The 14,612-nt window shown below is 36.4% G+C and carries 11 protein-coding genes and 1 rRNA gene; all 12 read left to right on the top strand.

Annotated elements, in window-relative coordinates:
- The first annotated feature begins 18 nt into the window (after positions 1–18).
- Positions 19–3,546: a transcription-repair coupling factor gene (mfd, locus tag ABWU86_RS06235; RefSeq protein WP_353322040.1), complete on the top strand. Its 3,528-nt coding sequence runs from the start codon at positions 19–21 to the stop codon at positions 3,544–3,546.
- Entirely contained in the window at positions 3,536–5,125 is a 1,590-nt protein-coding gene (locus ABWU86_RS06240) for a putative polysaccharide biosynthesis protein (protein ID WP_293793608.1), read from the top strand. The genes mfd and ABWU86_RS06240 overlap by 11 nt, the downstream gene beginning before the upstream one ends.
- The gene (locus tag ABWU86_RS06245) at positions 5,112–5,384 is read left to right on the top strand and encodes an RNA-binding S4 domain-containing protein (protein ID WP_293793610.1); all 273 of its coding nucleotides are present in this window, start codon (positions 5,112–5,114) and stop codon (positions 5,382–5,384) included. The genes ABWU86_RS06240 and ABWU86_RS06245 overlap by 14 nt, the downstream gene beginning before the upstream one ends.
- Positions 5,385–5,474: 90 nt before the next feature.
- Positions 5,475–5,852, top strand: coding sequence for an FtsB family cell division protein (locus ABWU86_RS06250; protein WP_293793611.1), 378 nt, complete (start codon positions 5,475–5,477; stop codon positions 5,850–5,852).
- A 95-nt stretch (positions 5,853–5,947) separates the two neighbouring features.
- A complete protein-coding gene (locus ABWU86_RS06255) occupies positions 5,948–6,409 on the top strand; it encodes a S1 domain-containing RNA-binding protein (RefSeq protein WP_293793613.1) in 462 nt (153 codons plus the stop codon).
- A 73-nt stretch (positions 6,410–6,482) separates the two neighbouring features.
- A complete protein-coding gene (tilS, locus tag ABWU86_RS06260; protein ID WP_293793614.1) occupies positions 6,483–7,847 on the top strand; it encodes a tRNA lysidine(34) synthetase TilS in 1,365 nt (454 codons plus the stop codon).
- A 23-nt stretch (positions 7,848–7,870) separates the two neighbouring features.
- Complete coding sequence (gene hpt / locus ABWU86_RS06265) at positions 7,871–8,413, top strand: hypoxanthine phosphoribosyltransferase (RefSeq protein ID WP_053949694.1); 543 nt, start codon at positions 7,871–7,873, stop codon at positions 8,411–8,413.
- Between the two features lie 117 nt (positions 8,414–8,530).
- Positions 8,531–10,513 carry an ATP-dependent zinc metalloprotease FtsH gene (ftsH, locus tag ABWU86_RS06270; RefSeq protein WP_293793618.1) on the top strand — a complete coding sequence of 661 codons (1,983 nt, stop codon included), beginning with the start codon at positions 8,531–8,533 and terminating at the stop codon, positions 10,511–10,513.
- Between the two features lie 64 nt (positions 10,514–10,577).
- The gene (gene hslO / locus ABWU86_RS06275; RefSeq protein ID WP_293793620.1) at positions 10,578–11,462 is read left to right on the top strand and encodes an Hsp33 family molecular chaperone HslO; all 885 of its coding nucleotides are present in this window, start codon (positions 10,578–10,580) and stop codon (positions 11,460–11,462) included.
- 75 nt (positions 11,463–11,537) lie between these two features.
- Positions 11,538–12,548, top strand: coding sequence for a tRNA dihydrouridine synthase DusB (gene dusB, locus ABWU86_RS06280; protein ID WP_293793621.1), 1,011 nt, complete (start codon positions 11,538–11,540; stop codon positions 12,546–12,548).
- 66 nt (positions 12,549–12,614) lie between these two features.
- Positions 12,615–14,123, top strand: a complete 1,509-nt coding sequence (gene lysS / locus ABWU86_RS06285) for a lysine--tRNA ligase (RefSeq protein ID WP_353322046.1) — start codon at positions 12,615–12,617, stop codon at positions 14,121–14,123.
- 422 nt (positions 14,124–14,545) lie between these two features.
- Positions 14,546–14,612 (top strand): 16S ribosomal RNA (locus tag ABWU86_RS06290); the annotation flags it as partial.

The raw sequence follows: 14,612 nt of genomic DNA on the forward strand, positions 1-14,612 counted from the left end.
TCAGAGGGGATAACGGTTTTGGAATTAAGTCAATTTTTTACACAATTACCACAGTTTGAAACAGTTGTAGAAGATTTACAGCCGAAGCATCGTCAGTTAGTAACTGGATTATCCGGTTCAGCTAAGACAATGATGATTGCGGCTTTATTTAACGCAACTAAAAAGAATATCTTAATTGTGACAGATACGCTTTCCAGATGTGATGATATCGTAGAAGATTTACAAAACGTTATCGATGAAGATGATGTAATTGAATTTCCAGTCGAAGAAGTGTTAGCCGCCGAAGTCGCAACTAGTTCACCTGAATATAAAGCTACCCGTGTGCAAGCATTGGCAGATTTATTGGGTGATAAACCGAAAATTGTCGTGACTTCAGTGTCTGGAACTAAGCGGATTTTGCCATCGGCGGATGACTTTTTAGCTGCTAATTTAACGATTAAAGTTGAAGATGATATTGATTTAGATCAAGTCAGAAATCAACTTTATCAAATGGGATACGTCCCAGAAAAAATGGTTGCAGCACCAGGTGAATTCTCTTTCCGTGGATCAATTATTGATATTTATCCACTGAACTCAGATTATCCGGTCCGAATTGATTTATTTGATACTGAAGTGGATTCACTTCGTTACTTTGATGTTTCCAACCAAAGAAGTGTGGAAAATATCGAATCGATTAGTATTTTACCAGCAACCGATATGGTGTTAACTTCGGATCAAAAGAATGAAGCGATTGAAAAGCTATCTGCATTATTGGCAAAACGCCAACCACAATTATTAGATGAAGAACAACAACTAAGATTATCGAATACGGTGGGAGAACTACTTTCTGATGCCCGTCAAGGAGTCATCACACCTGATTGGTTAATGTATGCCAAATTAATTTATGATAATGAAACCACTATTTTTGATTATTTAGATGAAGATGGCGTGGTCTTATTTGATGACTACAGCCGTATTTTAGAAAATAACCAACAATTAGTCGAAGAAGAACAAGCATGGGCAGACGATAAGTTTGAACATGGTGAAATCGTGGCCAATGATTTATACACGGTCGATTTTAGAGAACATTTCCATAAAATTAAACAAGCAGAAATCTTATTATCATTATTCCAAAAAGGGTTAGGAAACTTAAAACTAACGCAATTAAATGATATTAAAGTCCGTCCAATGCAAAAATTCTTTGGTCAAATGCCATTGTTGAAGACCGAAATTGATCGTTGGCACAGACAAGATGACACTGTCGTTATTTTGGTTAAAGACAAAGCAAGAATGCAAAAGGTGACGCAAACGCTTGCAGACTTTGAAATTAAAGCAACGCAAACCAATGGCGATGAAATTTTAGAACACCAGGTGCAAGTGGTTAACGAACGTTTGAAAAATGGGTTTGAATTACCGGTTAAGCAATTAGCGGTAATTACTGAATCAGAAATGTTTACAACCGTGCTTAAAAAAAGGGCTCGTCGTCAAACTTTCTCGAATGCGGAAAGAATTAAGAGTTATACCGACTTAAAACCGGGCGACTACGTTGTTCATGCTAACCATGGGATTGGTAAGTATGAAGGTATGAAAACAATGGAAGTCGATGGTAAGCACCAAGACTACATGACAATTGCTTATCAAAATAATGCCAAGTTATTTATTCCGGTGACACAGTTAAACTTAATTCAAAAGTACGTTTCATCCGAAGATAAACATCCAAGAGTGAACAAACTGGGTGGAAGTGAATGGCAAAAGACGAAGTCAAAAGTACAAGGCAAGATTGAAGATATTGCCGATGACTTAATTGAACTATATGCCAAACGTTCTAATCAACAAGGATATGCGTTCCCAGAAGATGATGAATACCAAGAAGAATTTGAAGCAGCCTTTCCTTATCAACCAACGCCTGATCAAGTGAAGAGTTCCGAAGAAATTAAGCGTGATATGCAACAACCACACCCAATGGATCGATTATTGGTCGGAGATGTTGGTTATGGAAAAACCGAAGTAGCATTGCATGCTGCCTTTAAGGCAATCGAAGCAGGCAAACAAGTCGCTTTTTTGGTTCCTACAACGGTTTTAGCACAACAACACTATGAAACGATGGTCAATCGTTTTGAAGGCTTCCCAGTATCGGTAGCAGTGCTATCAAGATTTAGAACTAAAAAACAAGTTGAAGAAACTAAAGCTGGTTTACTGGAAGGTTCAATCGATATCGTTGTCGGAACCCATCGTTTATTATCAGATGATATTAAGTTTTCGGATTTAGGACTATTAATGGTCGATGAAGAACAACGATTTGGGGTTAAACACAAAGAAAAGATTAAGCAACTACGTTCCAACGTGGACGTCTTAACCTTAACTGCGACTCCAATTCCTCGAACATTAAACATGTCGATGATGGGAGTACGTGATTTATCAGTTATTGAAACTCCACCAGCAAACCGTTATCCAATTCAAACCTATGTAATGGAAGAAAACGCCGGTGCAATTCGAGAAGGCATTACGCGTGAAATGCATCGTGGTGGGCAAGTCTTCTTCATGCATAATCGAGTTTCTGATATTGAAGAAACGGTGATGAAACTACAAGCGTTGGTACCAGATGCACGAATTAGTTATATTCATGGTCAAATGACTGAAAACCAATTAGAAACGATTCTATATGATTTCGTCAACGGGGAATATGATGTGTTAGTAACCACTACCATTATTGAAACCGGGGTCGATATTCCAAACGCGAATACGTTATTCGTCGAAGATGCTGACCACATGGGATTATCTCAGTTGTATCAAATTCGTGGAAGAATTGGTCGTTCCAATCGCGTTGCCTATGCTTACTTTATGTATAAACCAAATAAGGTGTTAACCGAAGTTTCTGAAAACAGATTGGAAGCCATTCGTGATTTCACCGAATTGGGATCTGGTTTTAAGATTGCGATGCGTGATTTATCATTGCGTGGGGCAGGAAACCTATTAGGGAAGCAACAATCAGGATTCGTCGATTCAGTCGGTTATGATATGTATACTCAAATGCTAGCGGATGCGGTCGCCACTAAACGTGGTAAACGAGCAGAACAACGTGTCGACACAACCGTTGAAATGGATGTCGAAGCGTACTTACCTAGTGACTACATTGATGACTCGCAACAAAAAATCGAATTGTATAAACGAATTCGTCAAATGCAAAATGATGACCAATACCGTGAATTACAATCTGATTTAATTGATCGTTTTGGTGACTACCCAGTGGCAGTCGAAAATCTATTAACGATTAGTCGAATTAAAATGTATGCAGATGCATCACTAATTGAAAAGATTCGCCAAGTACCAAAACAAATTGTGATTACACTATCGAGAATTGGAACAGAATTTTATGATAGTAAACAAGTTTTAAAAGCGATTGCCCAAACTAACTTTAGATCAATGGTCGGAACTGCCAACAATAAGATGCAGGTGACATTGATTATTCAACCAAATATGGAAGAACAAGAATGGTTAGCTGAATTAACTAAATTCGTCGTGGCATTAGATAAAGAACACACAGGAAACTTAAATAATGAAAAATGAAAATAAATTAGCGATTATTATGAAGGGTGCAATGATTTTATCAATTGCATCCTTAATCAGTAAGATCTTAAGTGCCGTATACAGAGTACCGTTTCAAAACTTAGTCGGAGATGTGGGCTTTTATGTTTTTCAACAGGTTTATCCAATTTATGGAATTGGAATGGTGTTTGCGTTAAGTGGAATGCCAATGCTGATTTCACAAGTGATATCAGAACAAGATTCAATCGAACAGCAAAAGGGGCTATTACGCCAAATCTTTATTGTATTGGCAATCTTTGGAATCGTCGTCTTTTTGGTCGCTCAGCTTAAAGCGACATCAATTGCGGCAATGATGGGTGACATTCGATTAGATAGTTTGATTCGTGCGGTTAGTTGGATGTTTCTGATGATGCCAATTCTAGCTTGTTTAAGGGGATACTTTCAGGCTACCTTAGTCATGAAACCAACCGCGTATTCTCAAGTGATTGAACAAATCATTCGAGTGGGATTGATTATCTTGGCAGCCTACATTGGAGTTCATCATGGCATTGATCCATATACAATTGGAACGTATGCAATGATTGCAACGCCGGTAGCCGAATTATTCTCGGTCGCAATTTTAGTTAAGTACTATGTTAAGGACATTAAAAAATTACCGAAAATCAAGGTCTTATCCTATCGAGTATTAATCAAACGAATGGTATTTGAAGGGGGAACCATTTGTTTACTATCATCTTTGATGGTATTAATGCAGTTAATTGATTCCTTTACTGTGCGAAAGGGATTAATTATGAATGGTTTATCTATGTTAGACTCACAGGTGGTTAAGGGAATTTATGATCGTGGCCAACCACTAGTTCAATTAGGATTAGTGATTGCAACATCATTTGCTTCGGCCATTTTACCGTCATTAAGTTTGGCATACAGAAAAAAGGAACTGAAATCATTTCACCATTTGGCATCAGAAATGCTCCGCGTTAGCATGTTTTTAACAGTGGGAGTAGCAGTAGGGATGATTAGTTTAATGCCACTGATTAATCGTTTGTTGTTCAACAGTGTTCAACAAAATACAACCATCAGTATTTTTATGATTAGTGTCATTTTAACTACAATGATTACCATTTATAGTAGTATTTTGCAGAGTGCTAATCATTTTAAGGTGACGATTATATCGATTATAATTGGTTTAACGTTGAAATTATTAATCACGCAAACAATGGTAATCTATATGGGAATTAGTGGAGCAAGTATTTCAACGGTGGTTAGTTTATTGATTATGCTAATATTCACCGTTAAATTTGCGCCGAAGACAATTGTTAATATCGAACAAAAATGGTCATTTATGTTTAAACTAGCCATTATGGCGATTACGATGTTGGTAATTGAATTAGGATTAATGCAATTACTAGGACAATACGTATTTATCCATAGTAGTAGATTACAAGCCATCATCTGGTTAGTATTATTTATCCCAGTTGGGGCAGCAGTATTTGGTGGACTCGCAATCAAGATGAAATTATTAACTTATCAAGAATGGCAATCAGTCCCAGTAATAAATAAGTTTATAGATAAGTGGGGATTAAAAAATGAGATTAGATAAATTTTTGAAGATTTCAAGAATTATTAAGAGAAGAACAGTAGCGAAAGATATCGCTGATCAAGGTCGAATTACCATCAATGACCGTGTCGCTAAGTCATCATCTAATGTGGTGTCTAACGATGTGTTAGTGATTAAATTTGGTAACAAAACCTTAACGGTTCAAGTAAATCAATTATTTGAAACAACCAAGAAAGCAGATGCCGATAGAATGTACACTGTCTTGGATGAAAAGTATGAACGTGACTTTTTTGAAGAATAATTAAATTTACATTAAAAAAGCTAATTGTTTGTTTATTTTTTTAAGGAATCAATTATACTAATAAATAGTAATTTGAGAGGAGGAATCGATATGGCTGTGAACAACGTTCATCAACTAGATAATCAATATACTAGAATGAAACAGTCTAGACACAAAGAAATTCTAAAAAGTAGAAAAAAACGTGGAATTATTCTAGTGTCAACATTCCTCTTAATATTTGCGGTTCTAACCTTTCAAATTATCTCAACTAAACAAAAGGTGAGAAATATTTCTGAGCAGCAAGTCCAATCTCAACAAGAACTAAAGAAGAGTAAAGTTGATAATAAGAAATTAAAAGAAAATATTAAGCAGTTGCATGATAATGATTACATCCAAAAAATCATTCGCGAAAGATACTATTACACGAAGCCTGGAGAAACGGTATATAGCCTTCCAGGGGATGTTTCAAAAGATGTAACCCAAAATTAAAATGGTATGAAAAAATACCGTTTTTTTTATACAATTATCATTTGAATGGTGCTATACTTAAATTACTAATCATTTCTAGGAGGAACATTTTTTTTATGGCAATTGAAGTTGGAGCAAAAGTTTCCGGCAAAGTATCAGGAATCACTAATTTTGGTGCTTTTGTTGATCTAGGCGAACACAAAACAGGATTGGTTCACATTAGTGAAATTTCTGATGGCTATATCAAAGAAATTAAAGATGTATTAAAGGTTGGCGACGACGTTAAGGTTAAGGTTTTAAGCGTAGGCGATGATGGTAAGATTGCATTATCAATCAGACAAGCTACTGATAAACCGGCACCAAAAGAAAAGCCAGCAGCACAACCTAAGATGGCCAACAATCGTTCAACTCATGGTAAGTTCGGTGATAATCGTCATCATAATGATAACCATAAAAATAATAAAGCTAATTTTGACGACTTAATGGACAGTTTCTTAAAGGAAAGTGAAAGTCGTTTAGCAACAATCAAGAAGAATACAGAAGGTAAGCGCGGAGGCCGTGGCGGTCGTCGTAGCTAATCATAAAAAATGATTGGGGGAAACCTTAATCATTTTATTTTTACCTAAAAATGTAAAGGAGGATGAGTTTGGGATGGATGAGCCAAAAAAATTACAGCAACAATTTAATTTACATTTAAAAAATCATCATTGGTTTACTCCCAAACAAACCGTCGTAATTGGTGTTTCAGCTGGGGTGGATTCGATGAGTTTATTGAACTTAATGATGAACTTACCAACTGAGAATCGCCCACAGATTGTGGTTGCCCACGTTAATCATCAGTTACGATCCGTCAGTGATGAAGAGGAACAATATGTTAGAACGTTTTGTGCAGAACACGGTTTAACGCTTGAGGTGAGTGCTTGGGATGTAAACAAACATCCACAAACCGGAGTGGAAGAAGCAGCGCGCAAGTTTAGATATGATTTCTTTTTACAAGTTTTACAAAAATATGATGCAGATGCTTTAATTACGGCGCATCACGAAAATGATCAAGCTGAAACGGTATTGATGCGATTAATTCGTGGAACTTTTATCAATTATTTAAGTGGGATTAAGGAAGTTAGAGATTTTCATGGCTATCAATTAGTCAGACCGTTATTGCATTTTAAGAAGCAAGCAATAAAACAATACGCCATCGATAATTCAATTAAATGGTATGAAGATGAGACTAATCAAGATTTAGAAATCACGAGAAATCGGATGAGACACCAACTAATGCCTCTGATTGAAATGGAAAATCCACAGGGGGTCGACCATATCGCAAGTTTTGCCAATCAAGTCGAATTAATGCATAAACAAAATGAGTACTTAATTAAGCAAATTGTGCAAGAAATTAATATGGAAAATAAGTATGACTTAAATCAATTATTAAGTTGTCCAGAGTTTATTCAGCAGGGTGTAATTGATTTGATTTTGAATGAAAATATTCCTAATCAATTTAATTTAGCGTTAATTAAACAAATTATGCAGTTGCTCAATAACCGAACTAAACCACAGGGTGAGGTGCAATTAGCACAGAATTTTGTCATGAAAAAGCAATATAACTATTTTTTTGTCGAAAAAATGGTTAAAAAGCAAATATCAGGATTAAAAAATGAGCGATTTGTGGTAACATTGAATCAATGGTATTCTGCTAATCAATTTAAGTGGATGCTTACTGATAAGTCAGATTACCATGATGAATTAAACAAACGAGAGGCGACTATTTATCTTAGTGATGAACAGTTTCCAATCAATGTACAGCCAACCAAAAACGATGACAAAGTCACGCTTAAAAATGGTGGACATCAGGCAGCCAAACGTGTCTTTATTAATAGTAAAGTCCCGTTTGAAGATCGCAAAATGTCCCAAACGCTGGTAGACAGTAATGGACAAGTATTAGCTATCTTAGGCTATCGTGAGTCAGTTTTTAAGACGGATGTGCAGAAACAAAAATATGCATTAATAATTAAATAATAACGATGTGGAAGGAGCAGCTAATGAACAACGACATTCTAAAAACCTTGTATAGCAAAGAAGATATTCAAGACGCTTGTCGCAGATTAGGACAACAAATTACTTCAGACTATAAAGGGAAAAAGCCAATTGTAATAGGTGTATTAAAGGGTGCCATTTTCTTCATGACTGATGTTGTAAGAGAAATGGACGTATACATTGATATCGATTTTATCGATGTTTCAAGTTATCACGGAGGAACAGCATCTAGCGGATCAATTGAACTAGTTAAAGATGTTGAACTTGATGTTAAAGGACGTGATGTTATCTTTATGGAAGATATCATTGATACAGGTCGTACTCTAAAATATCTAGAAGATCTATTGGCTGAACGTGGTGCCAAATCAATTAAGGTATGTACTTTAATGGATAAACCAGAAGGCCGTGTAGTTGATGCCAAGGCTGATTATGTTGGTCTAGAAGTACCAAATGAATTCGTTGTTGGATACGGATTGGATTACAAAGGAATGTATCGTAATCTTCCATATGTTGGTGTGCTAAAACCAGAAGTATATTCAGACAAATAAATGGAGTATTTGTTTGAAAAATGATAATATATGTTTCATGTAATGTATTGAAGAAAGTGGCGGTCTCACCACGTAATTTTTAATACATAGACAAGCATTAAACACAGGAGGCAATTGATGCATAATAACAACAAAGGATTATTCAAGAACAGCCTGTTTTACATTGTTTGTTTCTTAATAGTCTTGGGAGTTACCTTCTTTGTTACATCTAAGAATGGTCAACCTCAAACTCAAGAACTACAATCAAGCCAGTTTGTTCAAGAACTAAAAGATAATAAAATTAAGAGTTTCTCAATTCAACCTGAAAATGGTGTATACACCGTTTCTGGTGAATACAGAAAAGCTCAAAGCGTGAAATCAGACTCTAACAGCAGTATTTTATTTACTGGTGCTAAGAGTGAAACTAAAGTTTCTTCATTCAAGACTAAGGTATTGAAGAACAATAGTACTATCAATGAAATCACTGAATATGCGAAGAAGAACGGCGTTAAGATGGGCGCTAAGGGTGCAGATACCGATGGCGGTTTTTGGTCAAACCTAATCTTCTCATTATTACCAATGTTAATTATCATCGTGTTCTTCTTTATTATGATGAACCAAATGGGTGGTAAGAATGGTAGTAAAGGTGGCATCATGGGTGTTGGTAAGTCAAAAGCTAAGCCAACTAAGAGTGATGTTAGATTTAGTGATGTTGCTGGTGAAGAGGAAGAAAAACAAGAACTTGTTGAAGTTGTTGAATTCCTAAAAGATCCTAAGAAGTTCACTAAGTTAGGCGCTAAGATTCCACATGGTGTCCTATTAGAAGGACCTCCAGGAACTGGTAAGACTTTACTTGCTAAAGCCGTATCTGGTGAAGCAGGCGTACCATTCTACTCAATTTCAGGTTCTGACTTCGTTGAAATGTTCGTCGGGGTTGGTGCCAGCCGTGTTCGTGACTTATTCGAACAAGCTAAGAAAGATTCTCCAGCCATCATTTTCATTGATGAAATTGATGCTGTTGGTAGAAAACGTGGAAACGGTATGGGCGGTGGCCATGATGAAAGAGAACAAACATTGAACCAACTATTGGTTGAAATGGATGGTTTCTCAGGTAATGATGGTGTAATCGTAATTGCTGCTACTAACCGTGCTGATGTATTGGATCCTGCGTTAACTCGTCCAGGTCGTTTTGACCGTAAGGTACTTGTTAGTTATCCAGACGTTAAAGGTAGAGAAGCAATTCTTAAGGTCCATGCTAAGAACAAGCCAATCGCTGATAACGTTGACTTACACGCAATTGCTCAACAAACACCTGGTTTCGTAGGTGCTGATTTAGCTAACTTGTTAAACGAAGCTGCTTTACTAGCTGCTAGAAGAAACAAGTCTGAAATTGGCCCAGCTGAACTGGATGAAGCTGAAGATAGAGTAATCGCTGGTCCTGCTAAGAAGGATAAAGCGGTAAGTAAGAGAGAACGAAACATCGTTGCTAACCACGAAGCAGGACATGCGATTGTTGGTTTAGTATTAAACGATGCCCGTGTCGTTCATAAGGTAACTATCGTACCTCGTGGACGTGCTGGAGGATACGCAATTATGCTACCTAAAGAAGACCAATACTTCTTATCTAAGAAGAATGCAATGGAACAACTTGCTGGTTTAATGGGTGGTAGAACTGCTGAAGAAATCGTCTTCGACTCTCTAGATTCAGGTGCTTCAAATGACTTTGAACAAGCTACTAACTTAGCCCGTTCAATGGTTACTCAATATGGTATGAGTGAAAAACTAGGAACTGTTCAATTAGTTAACCCAAGTGATGACCCATACGCAAGAAGATACTCTGAAAAGACTGCCGCAATCATTGATGAAGAAATCAAACGCATCATTGATGAAGCACATGGTCAAGCTCATGATATTATTGAACAACACCGTGAACAACATAAGGCAATTGCTGATGCATTACTTGAATACGAAACTCTAGACGAAAAGCAAATCTTAAGTCTATACCGTACAGGTAAGATGCCTGAAGAAGAAGAAACTAACGAAGATTCTTCTTTTGAAGAAAGCAAAGCAAAACTAGAAGAAAAAGAAAATCAACATCAAGAAAACAATGATGAAGACTAACTAATAAAAGCGTGGGTTGAATTTATTTGACTCACGCTTTTTTAGGTGATTAGGAGGAATAAAATTGACTGATTATTTAACTAAAAGTGTAACTAAAGATGGAATGTTTAGAGCATATGCCATGGAAGCTACTGGCGTTGTTAGTGAAGCCCAAAAGGATCACCAAACATGGCCAGTATCATCAGCGGTATTAGGCCGTTCATTGGTTGCTAGTTTATTACTATCAACTTCTGTGCTTAAAGGGAAAGAAACAATGACCGTTAAAATCTTGGGCGATGGACCCGCTGGTGGCATCGTGATTGATTCTGACGCCAACGGTCACGTGAAAGGATACATTCACAACCCTCGTGTGGACTTACCATTAAATGCCCACCACAAACTAGACGTAGGTGGAGCTGTTGGTCAAGGTAGTCTTGAAGTAATGAAGAACCTAGGTGGTGACGAACCATACGTAAGTAACGTTCAATTAGTTTCTGGAGAAATTGGTGACGACTTTACTTTCTATCTTGCTCAATCAGAACAAATCCCATCAGCTGTGGGCGTGTCTGTATACGTAAATGAAGATGGTACAATTGGTGCTGCTGGTGGATACTTAATTCAAGTATTACCAGGTGCATCTGAAGATGCAATTGCGAAGTTGGAAGAAAGATTAAAATCAATTCCAATGATTTCAGAATTATTCTTATCTAAACAAAAACCAGAAGATATTTTGAAATTAATCTTTGGTGAAGATAACATCGATATTTTACAAAACATGCCAGTTGAGTTTAGATGTGATTGTTCAAAAGAAAAATTTGCTGATCGAATTTCAGGAATTAACGATGACGAAATTCAAGCGATGATTGATGAAGATCATGGTGCAAAAGTAGTATGTAATTTCTGTCAAAGTGAATATAATTATACTGAAGATGATTTAAGAGCGCTTTTAAGTAGTAATAAAGATGCGTAATTGTTGTTAGGTAGTTTATTAATTAGTGTGATATTATATTTATCATATTAGATGTGTTTAATAGAGGTGAATAAAATGGAATGGAAAATAGGAGACGTTACAATCCCTAATCAAGTTGTAGTTGCACCCATGGCGGGGGTAACTAACACTGCTTTTAGAATGATTTGTAAAGAATCTGGTGCTGGTTTAGTAGTCTGTGAAATGATTTCTGACCGTGGACTAATGCACAAGAATAAGAAGACCTTAAGTATGTTAGATATCGATCCTAAGGAACACCCAATGAGTATTCAAATCTTTGGTGGTACTAAGGAAACTTTAGTTGAAGGTGCGAAGTTTATCGACCAAGAAACTGAAGCAGACATTATTGATATCAACATGGGTTGTCCAGTAAACAAGGTAATTAGATCTGATTCAGGTTCAAAATGGTTACTAGACCCAAACAAGGTATATGAAATGGTTTCATACGTTACTGATGCTGTTAAGAAACCAGTAACTGTTAAGATGAGAACTGGTTGGGATGAAGACCACGTTTACGCTGTTCAAAATGCTTTAATGGCTGAAAAAGCCGGCGCATCTGCAATCGCTATGCACGGTCGTACTAGAAAACAAATGTACACTGGTGATGCTGACTGGAACGTTTTAAAACAAGTTGCGGATGCATTAACAATTCCTTTCATGGGTAATGGGGATGTTAGAACACCACAAGAAGCTAAAAAGATGTTAGACGAAGTTGGTGCTGATGCTGTTATGATTGGTCGTGCAGCAGAAGGAAACCCTTGGATGCTAGAACAAACTAGACATTACCTAGAAACTGGTGAATTGCTAGAAGAACCTTCAGTAGATGAAAGAATCGAAACTGCTAAGGAACATTTACACCGTTTAGTAGGGGTTAAAGGTGACTTTACAGGTCCTCGTGAATTTAGAGGACAAGCTGCATACTACCTAAAGGGAATTTCACATTCTGCTAGAGCTAAGGTAGCATTAAACAATGCAGAAACAGAACAAGAAATGATTGATATTTTCGACGAATTTGTTGAAAAGACTCATAAAAGACAAGCAAAAAATGCAGATTTAAGTGAAATCTAATTTTTTGATATATTTTATGGTATTATGTAAATAGATATAATAATTTATTCTGATGGAGGTTTTACTGTGGCACAAGAAAAGCAAATGAATGACCAATTGCGAGTTCGTCGCCAAAAGATGAATGAATTACGAGAAGAAGGCGTAGATCCATTTGGTAGCCGTTTTGAACGTACTCATTTAGCTAAACAATTACACGATAACTACAAGGATTGCTCAAAAGAAGAGCTTGAAGAAAAAGACATTAAGGTAGTTATTGCAGGACGTATGGTTGCTAAACGTGGTAAAGGTAAGGTAGGTTTTGGTGACCTACAAGACCGTACTGGTAGAATTCAACTTTACGTAAGAAAAGATGAAGTTGGAGAAGATAACTATCACTTCTTCAAACGTGCCGATTTAGGTGATCATTTAGGAATTGAAGGGGACTTAATTAAGACAGACATGGGTGAACTAACAGTTAAAGCCACTCACGTTACTTTCTTATCAAAAGCACTTCGTCCATTACCTGATAAATACCATGGACTACAAAACAAAGAACAAAAATACCGTCAAAGATACTTGGACTTAATTTCTAACCAAGATAGTTTTAACCGTTTCCAAAAACGTAGCAAGATTATTTCAGCAATTAGAAATTATCTAGATAATGAAATGGACTGTACAGAAGTAGAAACACCAGTGCTACATAACCAAGCCGGTGGAGCTAGTGCGCGTCCATTTATTACTCATCACAATGCATTAAATATTGATTTATACCTACGTATTGCCCTAGAACTTCACTTAAAACGACTAATCGTTGGTGGAATGGAAAGAGTATACGAAATTGGTAGAGTATTTAGAAATGAAGGGATGGACCAAAACCATAACCCAGAATTTACTGAATTAGAATCATACATTGCATACTTTGATTTCCATGATGTTATGGATGAAACAGAAGGTATCTTTAAGACAGCTGCTAAAGTAGTTACTGATAATGGAATTATTTCATACCGTGGGGATGAAGTTGACTTCAACAAGCCATTTGAAAGACTACACATGGTAGATGCAATTAAAGCAGAAACTGGAATTGATTTCTGGAAAGAAATGAGTTTAGAAGAAGCAAGAAAACTTGCTGATAAACATCACATTCAATACCAAGACTTCTGGACTGTTGGTCACATCATTAACGAATTCTTCGAAGAAGAAGTTCAACCTAAGATTACCAACCCAACATTCATTTACGGTCACCCGGTAGAAATTTCTCCATTGGCTAAGAAGAATGCAGAAGATGGTCGATTTACTGATCGTTTCGAATTATACGTAGAAGGAATGGAATACGCTAATGCCTTCTCTGAATTAAACGATCCAATCGATCAAAAGGAAAGATTTGAAGCACAAGCTGCAGAAAAAGCAAACGGTAACGATGAAGCTCAACCAGTCGATTTAGATTACGTTGAAGCTCTTGAATACGGTATGCCACCAACTGGTGGACTAGGTATCGGTATTGATCGTCTGGTAATGCTATTAACTGATGCAGAATCAATTAGAGACGTTCTATTGTTCCCAACTATGAGACCAGAAGACAACTCTGTAGAAGAATAATTTTTTTAAAAGAACTTTAAAGATTGAATTTCAATTTTTAAAGTTCTTTTTTTGTAAAATCGGTTGACGATGTTCCACAAAATTGATAATATATTAAATGTTGTTTGAAAAAACAAAACGAAAAAATAAATATAAAAACATGTTGACTTTACAGTCATTAGATGGCATAATATTTATTGTTGTCGTTAAGGAAAACGACTTATAAATTGAATAAAAAAGTTGTTGACTATGTTTCACAACTTTGATATACTTATTAAGTCGTCAAAAAGACAAAATGGTAGATCTTTGAAAACTGAACAAGATTGATAATCGATGATGTGTAAGGAATCTTACAACGAAGTTTGTAAGAATTAAACATTGCGAAGTCAATTCGCTTATAAAATAACAATTTATTCAGAAGAGCTAAGTTAAGCTTTTCATCTTAAGATGAGAGTTTGATCCTGGCTCAGGACGAACGCTGGCGGCGTGCCTAATACATGCAAGTCGAAC

This window comes from Apilactobacillus pseudapinorum (genome assembly GCF_040369555.1).
Classification (GTDB): Bacteria; Bacillota; Bacilli; order Lactobacillales; family Lactobacillaceae; genus Apilactobacillus.